General features: G+C 45.3%; 20 protein-coding genes and 2 pseudogenes. 14 read left to right on the forward strand and 8 right to left on the reverse strand.

What is annotated here, in order from left to right:
* Nucleotides 1-304 precede the first annotated feature (304 nt).
* The gene (locus tag RIM23_RS06885; protein WP_446336726.1) at nt 305-604 is read left to right on the forward strand and encodes a DUF6464 family protein; all 300 of its coding nucleotides are present in this window, start codon (nt 305-307) and stop codon (nt 602-604) included.
* Here the strand turns inward: RIM23_RS06885 and RIM23_RS06890 are convergent.
* Nucleotides 601-1,446: a TlyA family RNA methyltransferase gene (locus tag RIM23_RS06890; RefSeq protein WP_446365634.1), complete on the reverse strand. Its 846-nt coding sequence runs from the start codon at nt 1,444-1,446 to the stop codon at nt 601-603. The genes RIM23_RS06885 and RIM23_RS06890 overlap by 4 nt on opposite strands.
* Before the next feature lie 19 nt (nt 1,447-1,465).
* On the opposite strand from RIM23_RS06890, the gene RIM23_RS06895 reads away from it, so the two are divergent.
* Nucleotides 1,466-1,603: a hypothetical protein gene (locus RIM23_RS06895; protein ID WP_446365636.1), complete on the forward strand. Its 138-nt coding sequence runs from the start codon at nt 1,466-1,468 to the stop codon at nt 1,601-1,603.
* Between the two features lie 68 nt (nt 1,604-1,671).
* Here RIM23_RS06895 and RIM23_RS06900 read toward each other — a convergent pair whose 3' ends face one another.
* Nucleotides 1,672-2,355, reverse strand: coding sequence for a hypothetical protein (locus RIM23_RS06900; RefSeq protein WP_446365638.1), 684 nt, complete (start codon nt 2,353-2,355; stop codon nt 1,672-1,674).
* A gap of 348 nt (nt 2,356-2,703) precedes the next feature.
* On the opposite strand from RIM23_RS06900, the gene RIM23_RS06905 reads away from it, so the two are divergent.
* The 3 genes from RIM23_RS06905 (at nt 2,704) to RIM23_RS06915 (ending at nt 6,419) form a co-directional block, all read left to right on the forward strand.
* Nucleotides 2,704-4,254, forward strand: coding sequence for a serine/threonine protein kinase (locus RIM23_RS06905; RefSeq protein ID WP_446365640.1), 1,551 nt, complete (start codon nt 2,704-2,706; stop codon nt 4,252-4,254).
* Nucleotides 4,255-4,344: 90 nt separating this feature from the next.
* Complete coding sequence (tsaB, locus tag RIM23_RS06910) at nt 4,345-5,037, forward strand: tRNA (adenosine(37)-N6)-threonylcarbamoyltransferase complex dimerization subunit type 1 TsaB (protein WP_446365641.1); 693 nt, start codon at nt 4,345-4,347, stop codon at nt 5,035-5,037.
* A 104-nt stretch (nt 5,038-5,141) separates the two neighbouring features.
* Nucleotides 5,142-6,419, forward strand: coding sequence for an RNA-guided endonuclease InsQ/TnpB family protein (locus RIM23_RS06915; protein WP_446365643.1), 1,278 nt, complete (start codon nt 5,142-5,144; stop codon nt 6,417-6,419).
* Nucleotides 6,420-6,584: 165 nt separating this feature from the next.
* On the opposite strand, the gene miaE is transcribed toward RIM23_RS06915, so the two are convergent.
* Nucleotides 6,585-7,199 (reverse strand): tRNA isopentenyl-2-thiomethyl-A-37 hydroxylase MiaE, encoded by a 615-nt coding sequence (gene miaE, locus RIM23_RS06920; RefSeq protein WP_446365647.1) that lies wholly within the window; start codon nt 7,197-7,199, stop codon nt 6,585-6,587.
* A gap of 609 nt (nt 7,200-7,808) precedes the next feature.
* On the opposite strand from miaE, the gene RIM23_RS06925 reads away from it, so the two are divergent.
* Nucleotides 7,809-8,600 carry a metallophosphoesterase family protein gene (locus RIM23_RS06925; RefSeq protein ID WP_446365649.1) on the forward strand — a complete coding sequence of 264 codons (792 nt, stop codon included), beginning with the start codon at nt 7,809-7,811 and terminating at the stop codon, nt 8,598-8,600.
* Between the two features lie 192 nt (nt 8,601-8,792).
* Here RIM23_RS06925 and RIM23_RS06930 read toward each other — a convergent pair whose 3' ends face one another.
* Nucleotides 8,793-9,311 (reverse strand): type IV pilin-like G/H family protein, encoded by a 519-nt coding sequence (locus tag RIM23_RS06930; RefSeq protein WP_446365650.1) that lies wholly within the window; start codon nt 9,309-9,311, stop codon nt 8,793-8,795.
* Between the two features lie 112 nt (nt 9,312-9,423).
* A complete protein-coding gene (locus RIM23_RS06935; protein ID WP_446365652.1) occupies nt 9,424-11,379 on the reverse strand; it encodes an FAD-dependent oxidoreductase in 1,956 nt (651 codons plus the stop codon).
* A gap of 106 nt (nt 11,380-11,485) precedes the next feature.
* Between RIM23_RS06935 and RIM23_RS06940 the strand changes: the two are divergent.
* Nucleotides 11,486-11,749 (forward strand): annotated as a pseudogene (locus RIM23_RS06940) (ABC transporter permease); the annotation flags it as partial.
* Nucleotides 11,750-11,778: 29 nt separating this feature from the next.
* Here the strand turns inward: RIM23_RS06940 and RIM23_RS06945 are convergent.
* The 3 genes and pseudogenes from RIM23_RS06945 to RIM23_RS06955 form a co-directional block, all read right to left on the reverse strand.
* Nucleotides 11,779-12,078, reverse strand: a pseudogene (locus RIM23_RS06945) (zinc ribbon domain-containing protein); the annotation flags it as partial.
* 92 nt (nt 12,079-12,170) lie between these two features.
* Nucleotides 12,171-12,803, reverse strand: coding sequence for a recombination mediator RecR (gene recR / locus RIM23_RS06950; RefSeq protein WP_446365678.1), 633 nt, complete (start codon nt 12,801-12,803; stop codon nt 12,171-12,173).
* A 103-nt stretch (nt 12,804-12,906) separates the two neighbouring features.
* Nucleotides 12,907-13,674 (reverse strand): THxN family PEP-CTERM protein, encoded by a 768-nt coding sequence (locus tag RIM23_RS06955; protein WP_446365654.1) that lies wholly within the window; start codon nt 13,672-13,674, stop codon nt 12,907-12,909.
* A gap of 429 nt (nt 13,675-14,103) precedes the next feature.
* Between RIM23_RS06955 and RIM23_RS06960 the strand changes: the two genes are divergently transcribed.
* From RIM23_RS06960 to RIM23_RS06990, 7 genes are all read left to right on the forward strand, one after another.
* Complete coding sequence (locus RIM23_RS06960; protein ID WP_446365680.1) at nt 14,104-15,387, forward strand: valine--pyruvate transaminase; 1,284 nt, start codon at nt 14,104-14,106, stop codon at nt 15,385-15,387.
* Nucleotides 15,388-15,471: 84 nt separating this feature from the next.
* The gene (locus RIM23_RS06965; protein WP_446365656.1) at nt 15,472-16,833 is read left to right on the forward strand and encodes a glutamate-cysteine ligase family protein; all 1,362 of its coding nucleotides are present in this window, start codon (nt 15,472-15,474) and stop codon (nt 16,831-16,833) included.
* Between the two features lie 181 nt (nt 16,834-17,014).
* Nucleotides 17,015-17,908 carry a hypothetical protein gene (locus tag RIM23_RS06970; protein ID WP_446365658.1) on the forward strand — a complete coding sequence of 298 codons (894 nt, stop codon included), beginning with the start codon at nt 17,015-17,017 and terminating at the stop codon, nt 17,906-17,908.
* Nucleotides 17,909-18,004: 96 nt separating this feature from the next.
* Nucleotides 18,005-18,136, forward strand: a complete 132-nt coding sequence (locus tag RIM23_RS06975) for a hypothetical protein (protein WP_446365660.1) — start codon at nt 18,005-18,007, stop codon at nt 18,134-18,136.
* Entirely contained in the window at nt 18,129-18,293 is a 165-nt protein-coding gene (locus RIM23_RS06980) for a hypothetical protein (RefSeq protein ID WP_446365662.1), read from the forward strand. Before RIM23_RS06975 ends, RIM23_RS06980 begins: the two co-directional genes overlap by 8 nt.
* A gap of 42 nt (nt 18,294-18,335) precedes the next feature.
* Nucleotides 18,336-18,530, forward strand: coding sequence for a hypothetical protein (locus RIM23_RS06985; RefSeq protein ID WP_446365664.1), 195 nt, complete (start codon nt 18,336-18,338; stop codon nt 18,528-18,530).
* A gap of 366 nt (nt 18,531-18,896) precedes the next feature.
* Entirely contained in the window at nt 18,897-21,506 is a 2,610-nt protein-coding gene (locus RIM23_RS06990) for a site-specific DNA-methyltransferase (RefSeq protein WP_446365666.1), read from the forward strand.
* The last annotated feature ends 3 nt before the right edge of the window (nt 21,507-21,509 follow it).

Raw genomic sequence — 21,509 nt, forward strand, 5'->3', positions numbered from 1 at the left:
TTCGCCAATGTTATCGGTCGGTAACTATCCAAAAAGCACTGTTTCAGTGACCTTAAAACTGTTTAACTTTTCGGTTCTAGAGCAGTAGACTAGCGGGAGCATATACTGGTAGGTCTTGAACACTTGCCGATAACGTAGTCAGTTAAGACTTAAGCTGGTCAGAATGGCTTGTTAGATTTCTCTTTCAAGCCTCATGCCTTTAGGCTGAGGTTCCTGACATCCCTACAGATGCTTTGTATTACACTCAAATTACACTTAAATGACCGAACCATTGAGCCAGTAGAGTCACCCTGGAGGAAAAAGCATGTTAGAGACAATTATAGTGTTTGTCTTGGGTTTGACCCCCCCAGTGCTTTCCATTTGGGTGATGCACCGAGCTAAGGAACAGGCGCAAATTAGGTTAAGAAACTCTATTCAAGCATCAACGGCTAGGGTACTACCAAGAAATCCATTACCGCCTGATCAGTATTATCTCGAAGGCGTTGGTTATTTAATCGGTGATATTACCTGTCGATTTAATGCTCGTTCGGCTTATATCCGCTGCGCGGTTAATCCCTCAGGTCCTTGTGATAACTGTTGCGACTACGAACCCAGGGAATTTTAATGTTTCTTTTGAAAGTAAGCGGTAGCCAATTGAGTGAGGTATTGAATTTCGCTTAAATCAGGACTCTGAATTTGACTATCCATTCTGAGCCAGAGTAGATATTCGATATTACCTGCAGGACCTGTTATGGGAGACCAAGTTAAGCCTTGATAGACCCAGCCTAAATCCTGAGCGGTTGGTAAAACTTGTGCGATCGCGCCAGCCTGATCCTGAGGATCGCGCACAACGCCCTTTTTGCCAACCCGTTCTCGTCCCACTTCAAACTGTGGCTTCACCAGCAACACCACCTCACGTGGCGCTTGCAGCAGATTCCATAAGGCTTTCAGGATTTTCGTCAGGGAAATGAACGACACATCTACAACCCCTAAATCTGGATAAATCTCCTCGTTGTCTTCTTTGTCTACTTCAAAAGATTCTCCATATAAATCAGCAGGTTCTAGATAGCGTAAATTCGTGCGTTCTTTCAAAATCACCCGGTGATCATTTCGCAACCTCCAAGCCACTTGTCCATACCCCACATCAACACCATAAACCCGTTTTGCCCCCTTTTGCAGTAAGCAGTCGGTAAAGCCGCCAGTGGAAATCCCGCCATCTAAGCAAATACGTCCTTCTACAGCAATTCCAAACTCGTCCAAGGCTTTGGCTAACTTTTCCCCACCTCTAGAAACATAAGGGGATTTCTGAGCAATTTTAATCTCGGCGGTTGTCTCTATTTCAGTTCCCGGTTTATCGACAAGCTGTTGATTGACCCGCACTTCTCCCGCCCGAATCAACCGCTGTGCCTGTTGCCGGGATTCGCATAAGTTAAGGTCTACTAACAAGGTATCCAGTCGTTGTTTCAATCGTCTAATCGATCAATAAATGAATCTACCCTATTATCATACTCATACCAAGGAACCCCCTTTTGCCATGGCGATTGAAATCGCACCGACACCAACTTGCGTCCGCCTGCGCGGACTGGGTTATAAGGGGGGTAGCGTTCCCCGGATTTGGTATTAGAACGCAACGTGGTAAGTAGCTGGACATAAATTCTGTACCCTGTACTAAGAAATGTTTTGGAGCCTTTTTTATTGACGTTTTCGATCAACTCGCCCCCGTTCAATTTCATCTCTAAGTTCCTTAAGTTCTTTCAGATTCAGCTTCTTGGTATAACAATTATGGTTGTTCCCCAATACCATCTTGCTATAACTCTGTAAGCTCTCAACCCAGGGAAACTCAGTCATCCGGAAACGCCACGATACCCCTGGAAGCGGAGGCAAGTTCAACGCTTCCCGAGCCACTAAACGACCAATGGTAAATGCACTAGTATTGGGGTCCCAGGTATCGCCTTGCAGGTCAAGATCCCAAGTCCCAATCAAGTGAAAAACTTTGCGAGAACTCTTCAACTTAATAATCCACTGCACACTAAAACGATGAGTCCGAAAGATCTGGTCTTCCTGAGCTAAAGATAGCTCCAGGATTGACATGTCCCTATCGGGGAATGATTTTGTATTCAGAGCCAATCGAATCGCCGCCAGGTTGTCAAGGGTAATCAACAGATTGTGACGGGGATTGTGTTGATTCAGTAGATACCAGGTGGCTACGGCTCCTGGCGCGTCTCGTTCTACGGATAAGAGGACGATGGATTCATCAGCCGAATAGGTACGCTCAAGAATCAGTAAGGTCGGTTGAGATGTTTCTGGTGTCTGAAAGATGCGGCGAATCCACCGACTCAGCCATCGAAACCACTGTCGTAAACTCTGTTGCTTCACTTGTATCGCTTTGTCAGGGAGGATATGTTACAACTTCCTATCGACCATGGCTTGATCCGAAGCGCTAGTTCCATAACGAAGATAAGAAAGCTGGGGAAGGTTGCTAAGGTGCAGAAGTTTAGCGTTAACTCGGCGCTTCGTGATCTCCCAGACTAGACTTCGTCAGGCTACGCTAACGTCCCGCTACATTAACATCTCCGTGCTCTTCCCTATCTCCCCTCTCTCCCTTGCTTCAAATTCACACTCATCCCCAGTCCTCATTCCCTGACACCTTATCCCTAAATCTAGATATTCTGAGTTAAAGTGAATTTTGAACTGACAATTTTTTCCTAACCCTAAGGTCAGTGTATGAACTCGTTAGTTGGTAAAACCCTACAGGGTGGCAAATATACTCTAGAGCAAGAACTAGGACGAGGGGGCTTTGGTGTCACCTATAAAGCCACCCATCACTATTTAGGTCAGGTGGTGGTGATTAAAACCCTAGACGAGTCCATGCATCTCAACCCAGACTTTCCTCGGTTTCAGCGTCTATTCCAGGATGAAGCACGACGACTAGCCTTGTGTATCCATCCCAATATTGTCCGGGTCAGTGACTTCTTCGTGGAAGCAGGGTGGCCCTACATGGTAATGGACTATGTAGAGGGTCAGACATTGCAAGAGATGTTACTTTCTGGAAAACCCCTCAGCGAAGCCACCGCCATTCATTACATCCGCCAAATTGGTGACGCCTTAACGGTAGTCCATCAAAAAGGTTTACTCCACCGAGATATTAAACCTGCCAATATCATCCGGCGAGAAGGCACGCACCAAGTTGTACTTATCGACTTTGGCATTGCGCGGGAATTTAACTTCAATACCACTCAAACCCACACTAATATGCTGTCTGAGGGCTATGCCCCCTTAGAGCAGTATTTAATCAAAGAAAAACGCACTCCAGCCTCTGATGTTTACGGTTTAGCCGCCACTCTCTATACCCTGTTAACTGCCCAAATTCCCACACCAGCCGTTATCCGGGAGCGCCAACCCATGCCTGCTCCCCGTGACCTCCAACCCCAACTCAGTGCAGCCGTTAATCAAGGGGTCATGCGCGGGATGGCAATTGAGGCACGTCATCGACCCTCATCGGTAGCAGAATGGCTATCCCTGTTACCGGATGTGTCCTTTGAACCCAGCCAGGAATTCATCTCCAATCCTGTATCGACAAGCAACGGAGCCACGGTTGCTTTAACACCCCCACAGATAAGTTCCCGTCAGCGAGAGTCCCAGCAGACCCAATATACGCCTTGGCATCGACGCTTAGGTGTTTCTCCCGTTTTATTGGGAATGGGGGCTGTAATTGCCACAGGTTTAGTAGGATTGGGAACAATTTGGTATCAGTCTCAAAACCTCTCAACCCCACCCCAGGCTGAACCCTCATCCCCAGAGGAACCATTGAATCCTGATACCGAACTCAATCCTAGTGAGGATACGCTCCAGGAAACGACTGAACCCAGCCAGGACAAGAATGCGCCTTCTTCAGAGCAGGAACAAAAACCCACTCGGCGCACTTTTGAGAGATTCCCGAAAAAATCGAGTGATTCAGTTCAACCATCTCCCTCACCCACTTCTGAAGCCCCCTCACTCACACCTGTGGAGCCAGCCTCCTCGGAGAAAAAATCGTCAACCCCAGCATCTCAACCTTCACCTGACTCATCCCCAGCATCTCCAGCTCAATCTCAACCACCAGAACCGCCACCACCCGCTCCAGAGGTTCCCCAATCGGCTGAGTCTTCTGAATCGGTCAACGAACCCCCGTCTGAGTCTGTTGGCGAACCCATAGAAAACATCAAAAAAGCACCTGCTCCACCAGAAGCCCCCCTACCCAAAAAACCCGAAACTACTCAAGAGAATGATGAATGATGAAAAACGCTAAGTAGGTCGATGGAAATAAACCGAACTCTATTCCGTTGTTTCAATATTCCTCAAACCCTTGCAAATGACAAATGACAAATGACGAATGACAACCAATACGGTTTAGCCCTACATACTACTAGTCCCCAATTGGGGCTAGCCATCAGTAATTTCCAGAGCGACAATCGTGCGGCTACCTGGGATTTGGGACAAGATTTGTCTACTCACTTACATCAGCATTTGAGTGAGTTTATGAGTCCACAAGGTTGGGCAGATTTGGCATTTATTGCTGTAGCCAAAGGACCTGGCAGTTTTACAGGCACTCGTATTGGTGTAGTCACTGCAAGAACCTTAGCGCAGCAACTTGAGATTCCTCTGTTTGCCATTTCCACTCTGGCAGCCGTTGCTTGGTCGGTAACGCTTCAAAAGAAAGAGTATCAGAATACCTCACACAAAAGAGCGATCGCGCTACAAATGCCGGCTCGACGGGGACAGTTATATACTGCAATCTATCAGGCATCCTCAGACAATTCGAGCTTGATGCCCCTTGTACCCGATGCCGTAATCACACCCGATATCTGGCAACAGGTCCTAGACAATCAAAAACTCCCCTATCAACTCATTGAGGTAGCCGTTAATTTAGGAACCTGTGTCACCAGTGTATTAGACTTGGCTGATTTGGATTGGCAACAAGGAAAGCGTCCTCACTGGTCACAGGCTTTACCCTTTTACGGACAGCATCCGGTTACAGAGATCGAAGTTGAAAGCCCCCGTCTTTTAAGCGGGGGATGAAAACGAGAAAACGTCCAGGCGAGCAGGATTTATCCTGCCAGTCTTTTTTTGTCCGTCCGATTCTTATGGAATCATGCTATATTTCATCTCTAGGAGGAAGTCTTGTGTTAAATCTAACTTACGAGTACAAAGCCATCCCAACACCAGAACAAATTCAACTAATCGAACAGACGTTAACTGTGTGTCGTAAAGTTTGGAATTTCGCCCTAAGAGAGCGTAAGGATTGGTATGCGTCTCGTAAGTGTGCCATTGACGCTTGCTCAATCTCAATAGAGTACATCACGCCCATTGATGCACCCCGTCCCACATACGCACAACAGTGCACAGAATTAACAATAGCCAAGGTAAATTTTCCCGACCTTAAAACCGTTCATTCTCAAGTGTTGCAACAAGTCCTGAAGCGACTAGAAGCGGCTTTTGTGGATATGGGGCGCAAAGGGATGGGATACCCCCGGTTCAAGAATCGATATCGAATGAGATCGTTTGTGTATCCGCAACTGGGGCGAGGCGAGTTATTGAGGGGCAATCAGATTAAGTTGCCTCAGTTGGGATGGATGGAGTACGTTAAGTCGCGTGAAATTCCAGATGGTTTTGTTCTCAAACAAGTTCGGGTAGTCCGCAAGGCTTCCGGATATTTTTTGATGTTGTCGCTCGAATGTAATGTAAACGTGCCAAGTCCCGTACCTTCAGGGCATCCTAGAGGGATTGATTTAGGTTTGGACAAGTTTGTCGCAACATCCGATGGAGAGGTGATAGATAGACCCCGTTTTTTGAGTTCACTACATCGCCAGCTGAAATTGCTGCAACGTAGGTTGAAGCACAAAAAGAAAGGGTCAAGCAATCGTCACAAGTTAAATCGGAAGATTGCACGGCTACATCAACGCATTAGTGATACCCGAAAAGACTGGCATTTCAAGTTAGCTCACAAGTTATGTGACGATGCCGGAATGATATTTGTCGAGAATATTGACTTTCGAGTATGGGCTAAAGGATTGTTTGGCAAGCACACTCTAGATGCTGGCTTTGGGCAATTCATTGAGATATTGCGGTGGGTATGTTGGAAACGTGGTGTGTATTTTGACAAGGTAAATAAAGACTATACCTCGCAAGTTTGCCCTCAATGCGATACTCATACGGGCAACAAAGACCTCAAGAATAGATTGCATCTTTGTCACGAGTGTGGATATATTACTCATCGGGATGTCGCGGCGGCGCAAGTTGTTCGCAATCGTGGAATAGTCCAATTGTCTGAGGTGGGACGCATCTTGGACAGAAAAGAAATTGCCTGTGGAGATGGTCTGGCGGGGACGGGAAACCTTCTAGTTAAGAATCCGAGAAACAGGAAAAAAGGTGGAGAGGCGCGACTTAAGTCCGCCTCGTAATATCCTTTAAGAATCCCCCGTACTTTAGTCGGGGGAGTACGTCAATGGAACAAAAACCGACTAGTGCAGCATGGCAGAAATAACTGACCAGCTAAAATCTCCCCTGCTCTCCCTGCATTTGAATTAGGTCATTTTACTACAAACTGGGATGATTGAACTGATGCTTTAGCTGTGAATTCGAGGTTCTGGGTAAAGCGTACTCAGCAACTGACTTTCTACCGTAGCCAGTTCTTCTAACCTCTGGCTGACAACCTCCCGCTCAAAATAGGTATCCGCTAACACCCAGTACACGCCATAGTGACGTGCTTCAGATGTCATCAAACTTTGATAAAACTCGGCTAATTCCGGGTCAGGACAGTGAGTTGCCAGCAATCCCAGCCGTTCGTGAGAGCGAGCCTCTATTAGAGCCGCAACCAGTAAAGAGTCCAATAGCCGCTCCGGTTCATTACGACGAATCTGAGCTGTTAGTTTAGCGCCATAGGGCGGCGGAGAGAGGGACGCTAGGGAAATACTCCGTCGTTCGAGCCATTGATTAACTTGCTCAAAGTGATCCAGCTCCTCACGCGCGATCGCGGTTAGCTGACGAACCAGTTGCGTACTCGATGGGTAGCGAAAAATTAAATTCAGGGCTACACCTGCCGCTTTGCGTTCGCATTGGGAATGGTCGAGTAGAATGAGATCAAGGTGAGCTAGGGCTTGTTCAACCCAACTCCAGCTCGTGGGTTGTTGGAGGGCATGAATCATTACCCAGGGAGAATCTAACACAGGTTTTGGTGACATCGAACGCTCTTGTGAATAACAATAGGGAGAAGGTAAGCAACCCCGGTCTGAAGACACGGAGCAAAAGCCAAATAAGTTGAAGCTATGCTTACCAGCCTAAGTCTTAACTGACTACGTTGTCGGCAAGCGTTAAATACCTACCAGTAGATGCTCCCGCTAGTCTACTGCTCTAGAACCGAAAAGTTAAACAGTTTTAAGGTCACTGAAACAGTGCTTTTTGGATAGTTACCGACCGATAACTTTGGCGAAGCTAACTTTACCCCGGAAACGGGAGACAATTGGAGGGGCAACCATACCCCTCTACCCCAAAAAAGGGTATGATTACGATAAAGACTAGTATTCGAGGAAACTGGTATTTATCAATGGCGTGCTGGATGCTAAGCGGAAAAGGTGTGAAATTCAATAAATTTTCTCTGAAACCCGGAAGATAGATGTTAGCACTTGTTTTAAGTAATAGATAATAGAGTATCCTGAGCCTGAGAATCTTGCCCACCAGGGGTGAACATACCTCGGCACACAATAGTCCAGATTTTGGTAACAAAACTGGTGCAAGTAAATATTTATGGGTGCTACTTATTATTTGACGACACGGATTTGGATCAATAAACAATGACTCACCGTCGGATTGTTATCGGTGACGTGCATGGGCACTACGATACCCTAATGACCTTATTGGACGCGATCGCTCCTGGTCAAGACGATCAGGTTTATTTTTTGGGAGACTTAATCGATAGGGGTTCCCAAAGCTCTCAAGTTGTTGAATTTGTCAAGCAAAGCACTTATTCCTGCTTGTTAGGCAATCATGAGCAAATGCTATTAGAAATCCTGGGTCATGGAGAAATCGATGGTCCTGCCCTGCAAGCATGGCTCTATAGCGGCGGTCACAGTACCATCAATAGTTATGGTGATCATGGTGTTCGCCAAGACCATATAGAGTGGATGCGTACCCTACCACTCTATATGGATTTGGGAGATACATGGTTAGTCCATGCCGGAGTTCATCCCCGGTTGCCCATTGAAAAGCAAACGGCTGAACAATTCTGTTGGATTCGGGACGAATTTCATAGAATGCCAGAGCCTTATTTTGCCAATAAGTTAATTATCATCGGTCATACGATTACCTTTACCTTGCCAGGAGTGCAACCTGGACGAATTGCTCAAGGTCAAGGATGGTTAGATATTGACACGGGTGCTTATCATCCTAAAAGTGGTTGGCTAACGGGATTAGATCTGACCAACTCACGGGTTTATCAAGCCAACGTCTTCCGAAACCGGGTTCGCCAAATGCCACTTGAGGAGGCGGTGACACGAGTTGAGCCTTCACAACCAAGGTGGCGCGATAGCTACCCAACTAGCCGTAGCCGACAACGCAGTACCGACAAAAGGTTTGGTGTCACTTGAGACTCCCATCGCTTTTAGCGATGGATTCTTCTCTCAACCAGACACTAAGGTGTCTTTTTTGAGGCTGAAGGGGGCAAATGCTTTGTCTATAAAGTTCTTGAGCCGCTTGTCACCCCTTCATGCTCTGCTGTCTTCATCGGGAGCCGACTCGGCGCCTGCTTTCCCTGACATGCTCCCCACGTCGGTGCGCCCCTACAATATTTCTTCGCGATCAAAATTGGTTAACGCATGAGAACCGAAGGGACATAATACACCAGTTGAAGCAAAACTCGGCGCAGTTGGAATAACAGGCGCAGACGTGGAAGGTAAATTCGTTTCACAAATCCCACCAATCCCTTTGATAATTTCACCCAATGACAAAATAAAAGCCGCCCCCGCATAACTTTTCAGCCTCGGGTTTTTCGCTTGGGCAATTAAAATCATACCCTGACGCGGATTCTGTGCAGGTAGCATCAGATAACGATAATTCTCTGTTTCCTGGAACCCAGCCAGATTTAATTCGGCTAAGGTTGTGGCAAACTGAGAATAGTTAAGAAAATAATTCAATTGCGCCAGATTGACGGCATTTAAATACTCTTGCACCTCAGCTTGCTGCGCCAAGGCGGCTGCTGTCTGCGGAATGTATGGAGGAGACTCCTGCGCCTGTACTGTTGGCGAGATTCCTCCTAATACTGCAACGATTCCTAATTTCGCGATCGCACCTCTAATCATAGCTTGTTCCTCTCCATTGGGAATAGGGGATTGGGATTAGGAAAGTTAGGGTTGGTGGGCAATGCCCACCCTACGGTGTATCAAAGGTTTCTGACAAATGACGAATGACAAATCATATCGAAAAAATCCCCTCTGGATTCACCGATAACAGCGATCGCCGTTGCAATCCTTCTCGGTGTATAATCCCATTAGCCGCCAGGAATCCACTACTCACCGCCCGTTCCATTAAGCCACAGGGAAAGGGCATTTTTACCCAGTCTCCGGCAAAGAAGAGATTCGCCACACCCGAATCCGTTTCTGGGCGTTTCTGATAACTACCTGGCGGATAACCGGAGAAGTTTTTCTGATTCACTAATTCTCGGTGTAACATCGTCGCCGTTTGCAATTGTGGCACAATTTCATAGATTTCCTGTTCAAAGGTAGTTAACAGAACCTGCTGATTGGGAAACTCGTCTTCCTTATAACAATAAGCATGTAACTCTACCACACTTCCCCCAGTTTTTTCATGCCACTGAATATAATCATCTTGGATGCGGTGATACAGGGCGATACTATCGGTGAGACGATACCCAGAAAGGGAAGTAAAATTACTATGCTCCCAGGGAAAATCTTGATCAAACCAAAATCTAGCAACGGCAAAAGGATCAGCCACGGCTAATTTTTCTACCTGATTTAATACCTGCTGATTTACATCCCCTTGTGCCAATTTAAACAGATGTTGTACACCGGGAACATCGGTGGCAAAGACATAATAATCTGCCTGAATAGTTTCTGTGGATATCTGGGGTGAATCCGAACTAGGAATTCCCACCAGTTGCACTTCATCCTCCTGGCGTTGCATCAGTTTAAACCGGGGTAAATCCCGTTTTGCAGGTCCGGCAATTACCTGTCCTTGGGAATTATAAACCGCCCCATGACAAGGACAGAGAAACTGACCATCAGCTTGGGGTTGTACTGTACAGCCTTGATGGGTACAAGTCAGAGAAATGGCTTGGTTCTCTTCTGGAAATAAGGCAAACATGGCATCCCCTGCGCCGTAATAGTCAATGTTAGCTTCTATTTCATCAGTTACCTGATTTTGATTCCGCTTCACCCAAAACGGCACAGGGGTTTGAGCTGTTCCCTGCTGATAACTAAGAGAATGAATCTGTCCATCTTGCCAATTAATGTTACTTACCGTTGCTTCAGTGACAATTTTTCCCTGCTGATTTTGAATGGCTTGGGCAATTGGTTCAACCAAACTCCTACCCATATCTTGGCGCGTCCCATTAAACGCCAATCCTTCCGGATTGCCAAAAAAATAAAAATGGAAAAACTGCATTAATTCGCCCACACTTAACCGATCCGGTGCATTGAGACTGGATTTAGCAAAGGGTAAAAAATACAGATCATAAAGTCCTTGGGGAAACTCACCTTTTATCCAATCAGCCACCGATAATTGATCGAGGCGCTGAAAAGTATCGGGAATTTGGAAGCCACCAATTTCCCGGAAAACCTGCCAATGTTTCAGCTTCGTCAGATTAATCCCCCAACGCCAGCGATTTGAAGACGCGATCGCTAAATCTACCACATTCCAGGGAAACGCTGAACGGCTGGGGCGAAAGACTTCCGGCTGATACTGATTATCCCGGAACACCACGGAATAAAATTCCAGGGAACGGAAATGATCCTGGATATCCAACTGAGCCACCAAACGATTCAAATTATAGTAGTGAGGGAAAAAGCCATGGAACCCATGTTCCATCCATAGGGATTGATCTCCCACCTGAATCTGCCAGCTAGCAATCTTACCTCCCAATTGAGGCGATCGCTCTAATAAGGTTACCTCAAAACCCCGTTGACTCAACTCATAAGCACAACTAAGCCCCGCCAATCCTGCACCCACAACTACCACAGACTTAGAGTTAGTCAGGTTTCGGGGCAAATCTAGGGTATCTAGCTGAATAATCGTCGGTTGAGGTTTTGCCCAGCGAGAATATCCGATGACACTACCCACCCCGGCGACGCCGATGAGTTTCAGGGCGGTGCGTCGGGAAAGGTAAAGAGAGTTTAATTTTTCATTGGTCATTGTTTAGGAAACAGGGAACAGAGAACAGGGAATGGGGCGGGCGCGAGTTGCATCTGGGTAAGGTCAAAAAGGATAATAGTGAAACCCGCCCCTACATAAAATTTAAATGAACTATTGGCATGAAACATTTGCTGTAGCCCAGCGCATTTTAATTGAACTGGGGCGAAGACGCCGCAGTTTGGTGTTTTGGGGGATTTTCCCCATTTCCGTATTATTACTCAATGGTTATATTTTGGCAGAACGCGCCCCATTGTCGATGGCGCCAGCCTTTGAAAATGCCGCCCCCTCAACGTTAGCAGGTGCTGCTTTGTTTTTTAGCTGTCTGGGGGGTACGGTAGCGACGGTGGTGGGAGAACGGGAACAGCAAACCCGTGACATCCTCCGACGATGAATCAAAGATTACATCGTCGGCTTCCCAACCTCACAATTGGGCATTGCTCCCCTACGCCAGTTATCTAGGCACATAACCCCCGACACCTCGACTTGAGAGCCAATTTCTTGCTTCTCCAGAGTCCCTGGATACGTTTCTATTCCACGATTACAGATTTCTTGAGCATCAGCAACATCACGATCTACTTCATAATGGCACTCAGGACAGTAATGAATTCGGTCTGAGAGTTCCTTTTTGACCGTGATTCGGCAATTCGGGCAAGTCTGAGAAGTTCCCCGATGGTCTACTTCTCCAACAAATACCCCTCGACTGATGTGCGCCCTTTACCAACGTGCGCTTTTCCCTGTTAAGAGTTCCCCGTTCCCTGTTAAGAGTTCCCTATTCCCTGTTCCCTCACCAATTAATCCAACTCTCGCCGTCCTTCCAACGCTCGTGCTAACGTCACCTCATCAGCATATTCCAAATCCCCACCCATGGGTAAACCAAAGGCAATTCGAGTCACCTTTGTAAACGGTTTCAATAGTTGACCAACATACAGCGTCGTCGTCTCCCCTTCCACACTCGGACTAATCGCTAAAATCACCTCTTGAATCTTCTGCTGGCTAACGCGGCGCACCAGTTGTTCAACGTGCAATTGTTCGGGTCCAATTCCATCCATGGGAGAAATCACCCCACCGAGAACATGATAATTTCCCCGATATTCCCGTGTTTTCTCCAACGCAATCACATCACGGGAATCCGCCACGACACAAAGCGTTGTTTTATCCCGATTCGGATTACGACAGATATCACAAACGGATTCAGCCGACAGGTGAAAGCAAACCTGACACAAGCCAATCTGCTTTTTCGCCTCAATTAAAGCCTGCGCCAGGGCTTTGACTTCATCCTCTGAGCGCTTAATAATATGTAATGCCAATCGTTGAGCAGTCTTGGGACCTACTCCAGGTAAGCGTTGTAGTTGCTCGATTAGTCGAGCTAGGGGGCGTGTGTAAACCGTGGTTTTTCTCCCAGTCTGTGCGTTTACCTTACCTATAGTACGCCAATGTTATGATGACTTGATCAGGTAAGCCCAATAACGTAAAAATCCCCACACCTTGAGTCTGGGGATGATCTATTGCTAATTTTTTCTCTATGGGTTAGTGTAGTTTTTGTTTTTGATTACGACGCCCCATGATATAGAGACCGAGAAGACTTAACCCAACCATAGCCGTTGGTTCAGGTACTTTCTCCGTTGTGATTTTCGCAAAAAGCTTGGTTTGATTCGTGCCATCTTCTTGTGTAATCAATTTATTGATAGAAGTTCCCGTAGGAGTATCACGGAACCCAAGCAACTCGATATTGTATTCTATTCCATCAATCAGGAAAGTACTGGATGAAACAGTGTTGGAGAAGGAAACTTTATCCGAGCAGGGATTTCCCGGATCACTGGCATACTGACACGGTGTGGAATTTAGGGTTTCGTCAATGATGACATTGAAGGTGAACGCCTGCTCTAAATCTACGGTGCTAATATCTAAAGTAATTCCTAGGTCGGCTGTATTTGCACCCGGACTAGATGCTAATATGGGGGTATTAAAGTGGCGCAGGGTACCAACTTCAAACACTTCACCTATACTAAAACTTTTGTTCTCTACTCCAGCAAATCCCAAGCCACTCTTGCCAGGGCTGCCAACTGCAGGAACACCCCATAGTATTTGATTTTCATTTCCCACACTCAGGAATTCCACAGTATTGCTACCTGGAGGATTCACTGTCAGTCCATTATCCAAAACCACATTGCTCCAACTGCCAGAAGAGCTAGCTAACGTGAGCGCGTCCACAGAAGAAGCTAAACATCCCAGAGTAGCTGTGATAGCTACACCGGATAGAGTTGTTTTAGTTAATGTAGATAGATTAAATTTCATATTTTTTTCCTAAAAAATGAAATTGACACATAAACAGTAGATAATTCTTTGGAACTTCGTCAATATTAAATCGATATCTTTATGAAAGCTTTACATAAAAAACATGGAAGCTTCATCAAAGCTTGATAATGCTTTTACTTATTGTTTATTGCATAAATATATGTCATAATTAATTAATAAATTAGTACAGAGAAACATTAGTTTACCTTGATTGACAATACTAAATAAAAGTTAAGCAAAACCAAAAATTTTACATTTCCCCAAGTGAACGATCAATATCCGATATTGCATTTAAGAATAAGACAGGGAACGTGGGGAGTCGGTTTGGGAAATTTGCGGTTAAATGAATAAAGCCCCCAGCGAATCAGCAATCTTGACTCAATTCGCGGCAAAGTAAGTTAACCTCTGTGACGAGTGCGATCGCCCATGATAGAACCGTCTCTAACTCAATTCGGCACTCAGATGTCCAACCTGACGGGCGTCCGGGCTATTATGAAAGATATCATTGAAACGCTACGATTAGGTCAGGGACAGGAGTTTATTAATCTCAGTGCGGGAAATCCGGTGATTTTGCCGGAGGTGGAACAATTGTGGCGAGACTGTACCACCCAACTCTTGGCAAGTCCCGAATACGGAGAGGTGGTTTGCCGCTATGGGTCATCTCAAGGATACCAGCCCTTAATTGACGCGATCGCACGGGATTTCAATCAGCGTTATGGTTTAAGCCTAACTGAACGGAATATCTTAATTACTCCCGGTTCTCAATCCATTTACTTCTATGGGGCGAATGCCTTTGGCGGTTATACCCAAGCCGGTGAGTTAAAACAAATTGTTCTCCCCCTGAGTCCCGATTATACCGGGTATGGTGGCGTCAGCTTAACCCCAGAAGCGGTAATTGCCTACAAACCCAGCCTGGATATTGATGAAGCGGCGCATCGCTATAAATATCGTCCCGACTTCAGCCAATTGAAAATTAACCAAACGACAGGATGTGTAATATTTTCTCGTCCCTGTAATCCCACAGGTAACGTTCTCAGTGATAACGAAGTGCGAAAAATTGCCGAACTCGCCGCACCTGATCATGTGCCGGTGTTCATTGACTCCGCTTATGCGCCCCCATTTCCGGCATTAAACTTTACCGAAATGACACCAATTTTTGGTGATAATATTATCCATTGCCTGAGTTTATCCAAAGCCGGATTACCCGGAGAAAGGATTGGCGTCGCTATTGGTGATCCGAACCTGATTGGTATTTTGGAATCCTTCCAGACGAATCTGTGCATCCATTCCTCCCGTTACGGACAAGCGATCGCAGCACGGGCGATTAATTCTGGCGCATTGGCTGAGATTTCTGTTAATGTAATTCGTCCTTATTATCAGCAAAAGTTTGCCGTCTTAGAAACAGCGTTGAACCAATTTATGCCCAAGGAGTTACCTTGGTTTTTACATAGAGGTGAAGGCGCAATTTTTGCCTGGTTGTGGTTAAAAGATTTACCGATAACAGATTGGGACTTTTATCAACACTTAAAGCAGGTGGGGGTAATTGTCGTTCCCGGAAACACCTTTTTTCCTGGATTACGGGAAGAGTGGGAACACAAACATCAGTGCATTCGGATTAGTCTCACCGCCAGCGAGCGCGAATTAGAAACCGCCATGCAACGGTTAGTTCAGGTGACACAACAGGTGTATCAGCAAGCCGTGGTGGAGGTTTAAGGCTCGTTCCTAGGCTTTGCCTGGGAATGCTCTTGGGGAGGCTCTGCCTCCTTTAAATAACCCAGTAACCCTGACCACTATACCATGAAACTAAGCAAACGTCGCATCGGTTTAGAACAAGAATTTTTCCTCGTAGACGAAGCGGGAATGTTTTCCAATCGTGCGGATGAATTCTTACAGAATTGTCGCCAAGAAGCCGAAGCCATTGGTCTGAATCCCGATTATTTTATGCCAGAGTGGGTGAAGGGAATGATAGAAATTAATACCCCTCCTGCCCATACTCCCACAGAATTAGCAACAGCCTATATAAAGAATTTACAACTGGTATTACAGGTGGGGCAAAAGATGCATCTGAGGCTTTATCCCCTATCCAACTATCCGTTGCATTTAATTCCCGTCATTCGAGATAAATTAAGCTATCATGTCCAGGTTCGCACCGTTGGCTATGACCGATTTTTGAATGCCGGTAAATGTACGGGGACACATTTACATTTAGAAGTACCGCCAGGAGTTATTAATTCCCGCGTCGGTGTTTCTTACAACAGCAGCGCCGCCGAACGCGAGGAACTAATTAATATTTATAATTTAGCCACAGCATTAGATTCCGCACTCATTGCCTTGGGACGCGCCTGTCCCTTTTATGAAGGAGAAGCTACGGGACTTGCTTATCACATTGTCCGCTATCGCGGGAGTGACCGATTTGGCTGGGAAGGGGTTTATACTAACTTACAATCCGTCGGCGGTTTAATGCCTTATGCGGATTCTGTGGAACGTTTAGTTGAGTTGCAATTTGAACGCTATTATGCATGGCTAGCCGCGATGGATCAGGCTGGAGTTGAGCGGAATTTGTTTACTGAGGGCGGCGGAAATTTATTAAAAGCGGGTTGGAATCCGGTTCGGCTTAATGCATTAGGAACAGTGGAACTAAGGGGAATTGATAGTAACTATCCAGACGTGATTTTGACAATTATCAGATTAGTTTACAATGCAGCTCGGCGAGTTAGACAGGAAGGAATAACAGTTAGACCTGCTCAAGGCGTTCATACCTTTGAGTTACGAGGGGATTGGCTATTTGTGCCAGATTTTGACTATCTTAATGGGGAATTGTTATTTGCTGCTGTGACGGAGGGGGTGAAGAGTTCTAAGGTTACGGCTTATCTGGATTCTATTTTAGAGTTTGCCATTCAAGATGGTAGCGAGGGAATTAATTACCTGGAAAAGTTGAAATCAGATTGGGGTGAATATCAAACAACAGAAGCGGAAATTTTGCAACATTTTGCCCCCGCAGGCGCTCAGCTAGAAAAGGAGGAAGGGTTGCGGTTAGTCCGTGAAGCTTGCGATGAGTTAGAAGCACAGGTTTCATCTTTTTCGCAAAAGCGAAAGAAAGCTTTTGAGGAGGCGATTGAAATCGCTGCTACACAAACAAAGTCCGCCTGCGCGGACTAGGTTATAACGGGGGTAGCTAACCCGGATTTTGTATTTGATATCGGCTGTACTATTCTCCTTATAAGAAATAAAGGATCAGTTTCGCGGCGTGAATTACTGATCTCAAAGTGGGTGTGACACTCCTGATCCTCAAAAGTAATGATGAGAGTAGTAGATGTAGCCAAGTGTCTTGAGAATTGTCATGAAAACTGCCACATTAGAACGTTCAAAGGGACGCTTAAGTTCAGCATTAAACCCGATAAAGCGGTTAACCAAAGGAGACTTCACTCAGCGGTTTGGTCGTTTCCTCATCTGTCGGAGAATATATAGTCTTCTCCAAGCTAGGCGACAGCGCCTAAATCCCGATTTCTATAAAAAACGCCTGAAGATTGCTTCTGATTCAATGTTTGACGGTGTTTCCCTAGATAAATGTGTCCAACAACTCCGTCATGAAGGAGTAGGATTTGGTCTGCATTTATCGCCGTCAATGGTAAAAGAAATCTATCAATATGCCATTCAAACACCTTGTATTGAACCTGAGTCTGACGACGAGTTTTTCATCGAAGAGGTAATTAGAAATGGTCGAAGGCGAGGTAAGCATCCAGTGCTGCGTGCCTTGGTGCGTGATGTAATGGATTGTGAAGCCATTCAAAAAATTACCCAAGATTCGCTGCTGTTGCAAATCGTTAAGAACTATCTGGGGTATTGGCCCAACCAAATTACCCAGCATCTGACTTGGAGTTTAGTTTCAGATCTGTCCGAGCCGAAAATTAGACAGAGTTATCCACCCACTAATTTTCACTATGATATTGCTGGGTACAACTTTATGACCGCCTATTTTTATATCACGGATGTGAATGCTGATTCGGGCGCTCACGTTATGATCAAAGGCTCTCATCAGAAAAAGCCACTTTACATGACCTTTTCAGCGGGTCGTCAGTCGGACAAAGCTGTGCTTAATTATTACGGGCAAGACAATCAACTGATCATTGAAGGAGAAAGTGGATTTGGTTTTGTTCAAGACCCTTCCTGCATTCACCGAGTCATTTCTCCAGTTAAAGCAGATAGACTACTGCTGCAAATCCGGTATTCTTAGACCCTATCAAACAAAAACAATGTATTTAGATTACAGAATTTCATTCCTCTGTTGATATAATTTGAAGCTGCGAGATCTCCCGTTGAATAAACGAGATTGCCCTCTTATCGTCAGTTGCTATTGCCCATCCTCGGTGAGACGCGATCGCACAACAGGCAGATTCTCCATCATCGCCTTGACAAATTTGGTACTGAAAAAATTGTAACCTATGGAGTTAACGATGAGTGAAGCTGTTTTAAATGAGAAAGAAACAACTAAAAATCATATTGTACATTTGTTAGATCAGCTAAAAATAGTCTATCAAAATACTCAAAAAGATCGAAAAAAAATTGTGGCTAATTTTCGTCCATCTAATGAAGAGTTTTCCCTGTTAGAGGAAATTTAACTCTTAAGGGTAAGTCTCCGGGGTTATGCCAATCAAATTCAGGTGCAAGGGTGGATTACAAATGAAACCAAGGCAATTGAGCAATTGCGAGAAATGCGAGTTTTTAGGATACCTGTTATCGTCCAGTTTTACTTTGACAGTAATGGCAAGTATGATCAAATGAAGGCTTATATTAGAATGTTGGATTACTTGCGTTTATTGATGCTGGAATATTTGCAGGATGAGCCGATCAATTAAAATTTCGGAAAATGTTTATCAAGGTTGACTTCTGTTCCATTAACAACTAGCGTGGGAAAAGCGGGAAGCATCAGGTGGAACGGGAGGCGATCGCTCTTGGAGTACATTCACTATTTAATGATTGAGAGCGAGACCCTGTTTGGTCGCCTCATCTCGTAACCAATTAATCCTATAATCACTTTGTCACAGATGCGGCGATCGCATCCCTCAAATCAGGTCAGCCTGTTATTCCAGTGCGACTGGATGTGATTCACCAGCGCTGGGCAAGTCGGTTGGTAGGGTAGGGCGATTGTAAAAATTTCCCAAAAATTCGGCACAGCGATCGCATAAGTTGTACATTGAAAGCTCTGAGGCTAGGGAGAGTTAATGGCTAGAAAGAGGAAACCAGAGCAAAGACCCATTGAACAATACAGGCACAAAAACGAGCAACGAGTCAATAACCCACCCATTGGGTTAGTTACCCCCGACACCGATCCAGATATGGGTAGCAAAGAGTATGCCTATGATCCCCATCTTGACCCACAGTTGGTTTGGGCTGGCAAGGCGGAACATACCAGTTTTGAAGTGCCTACCGTATCACTGCATGTTCATGAACGCATCGATCCCCGTAGTATCGTTGAAGCGGTGCGGAAGCAGAAGCATCAGGAAGCCATACAGTTATCACTATTTCAAGAACCAGAGGAAAATCCCCCCATTCGGGAGGCGATCGAGTTTTATAAGCATAAGCACAATTGGACAAATCGGTTGGTTGCTGGAGATTCTCTTCTAGTAATGAATTCTCTACTGGAAAAAGAGGGAATGGCGGGACAGGTGCAGATGATTTACATTGACCCGCCTTATGGAATTAAGTATGGCTCTAATTTTCAGCCGTTTGTGAATAAGCGGGATGTTAGAGATGGTAAGGATGAGGACTTGACTCAAGAACCGGAAATGATTAAAGCATTTCGAGATACTTGGGAGTTAGGGATTCATTCGTATTTGACTTATTTGCGCGATCGGTTGTTGTTGGCACGAGAGTTGCTGTCAGAGAGTGGTAGTGTTTTTGTCCAAATTTCTGATGAAAATGTGCATCTTGTTAGAAATTTGATGGACGAGATATTTGGAATAAAAAATTTTTGTAGCATTATAACTTTTCAGAAAACTGGTGGCATCGCTTCTAATTTACTTGGCACAACAGTTGATTTCATTATCTGGTATGCATCTGATAAGAACCAAACGAAATACCATCAACTCTATTTGGAAAGAGAGCAGGGTCATAAATCCCTAGATCGTTATGATTATATCGAATTTAAAGATGGAAGCAACCGTAGACTGAAAACAAACGAAATACAAGGGAAACAGTCTATTCCTGAAGGTCGTAGATATCAGTTAACTAGCCTGCTTTCAGATGGCGCATCAAGTAGTTTCCAAGAGTTTGATTTTGAAGGAATGCTATTTATGCCTAAACCTGGTACTCATTGGAAAACTACAATTAAAGGTTTATCAAACCTTGCTTTACAAAGTAGAATCGTGAGAACAGGGAATACTCTCCGGTACAAGAGATATGCTGATGATTTTCCTGTAATTCCTCTGTCTGATCGTTGGGAATCTATTCAAATTGGTACAGAGAGGCAATATGTTGTTCAAACATCAGAATTAGTCATTGAACGATGCCTCCTTATGACTACAGATCCAGGTGATCTCGTTCTAGATCCTACCTGTGGTTCTGGCACAACTGCCTACGTTGCTGAACAGTGGGGACGCAGATGGATTACCTGTGATACGTCACGAGTTGCGATTACATTAGCCAAGCAACGATTGATGACAGCCGTATTTGACTATTACGAATTGACACATCCAGAAGAAGGAGTTGGCGGAGGATTTAATTACAAAACAGTTCCTCACATCACACTTAAATCTATTGCAAATAATCCCGAAATTCGGGAAGGCATGACGCCAGTAGAAATTGAGCAAGCAATTCAGAAATACGCTGCCACAGAGACACTATATGATCAGCCACTTATAGACAAATCAAAAGTCAGAGTAACGGGTCCCTTTACCGTTGAAGCCGTACCTGCTCCTGTCGTAACACCAATTGATGAGATTGAGAACAATCAGCAACCTGCGGATGAATCCATTGCTCGTTCTGGTGAAACTCTACGACAAGCTGAATGGCGAGATGAACTGTTCAAAACTGGAATTCGGGGGAAAAATGGTCAGTACATTCTGTTTTCGCGGGTAGAACCCCTACCGGGTACTCGTTGGCTTCATGCTGATGCTGAAACCAAACCGAATGACCGAGGCGCTAACACAGTTAAAGAAAGTGGTGGCACTTACGGTCAACCCATGAGGGTTGTTGTTTCTTTTGGTTCAGAACACACCCCCTTAGAGCAACGGCAGGTAGAGATGGCGATTCAGGAAGCTCAAACCCTTGTACCTAGACCCAAACTCGTTATCTTTGCTGCCTTTCAATTTGACCCTGAAGCGGCAAAAGACATCGATGAAACCAACTGGCCCGGGATTACCATACTCAAGGTACAGATGAATGCTGACTTATTAACAGAAGACTTGAAGAAAAAACGTGCTAGCAATGAAAGCTTCTGGCTTATCGGTCAACCGGATGTCGCTCTCCGCCGGATTACTTGGGGTGAAAATACAGGGAAGTGGGAAGTTGAAGTATATGGTTTCGACTACTACAACACGAAAACGGGCAACATTGAATCGGGCAGCGTCGAAAAAATTGCCATCTGGATGCTCGATACCGATTATGACGGTAGAAGTCTCTTTCCTCGGCAGGTTTTCTTCCCAATGGCAGGAGCAAAAGATGGCTGGTCTCGCCTTGCCAAAAATCTAAAAGCTGAGATTGACGAAGATTTAATTGAGTCTTATCAAGGCACAGTATCACTGCCTTTTGAAATGGGAGACTATCAACAGATTGCCGTCAAGATAGTGGATGATCGGGGTATCGAATCCTTAAAGATCATTCGCCTAACCTAGAGA

The sequence above is a fragment of the Coleofasciculus sp. G3-WIS-01 genome, assembly GCF_040223135.1.
Classification (GTDB): Bacteria; Cyanobacteriota; Cyanobacteriia; order Cyanobacteriales; family Coleofasciculaceae; genus Coleofasciculus.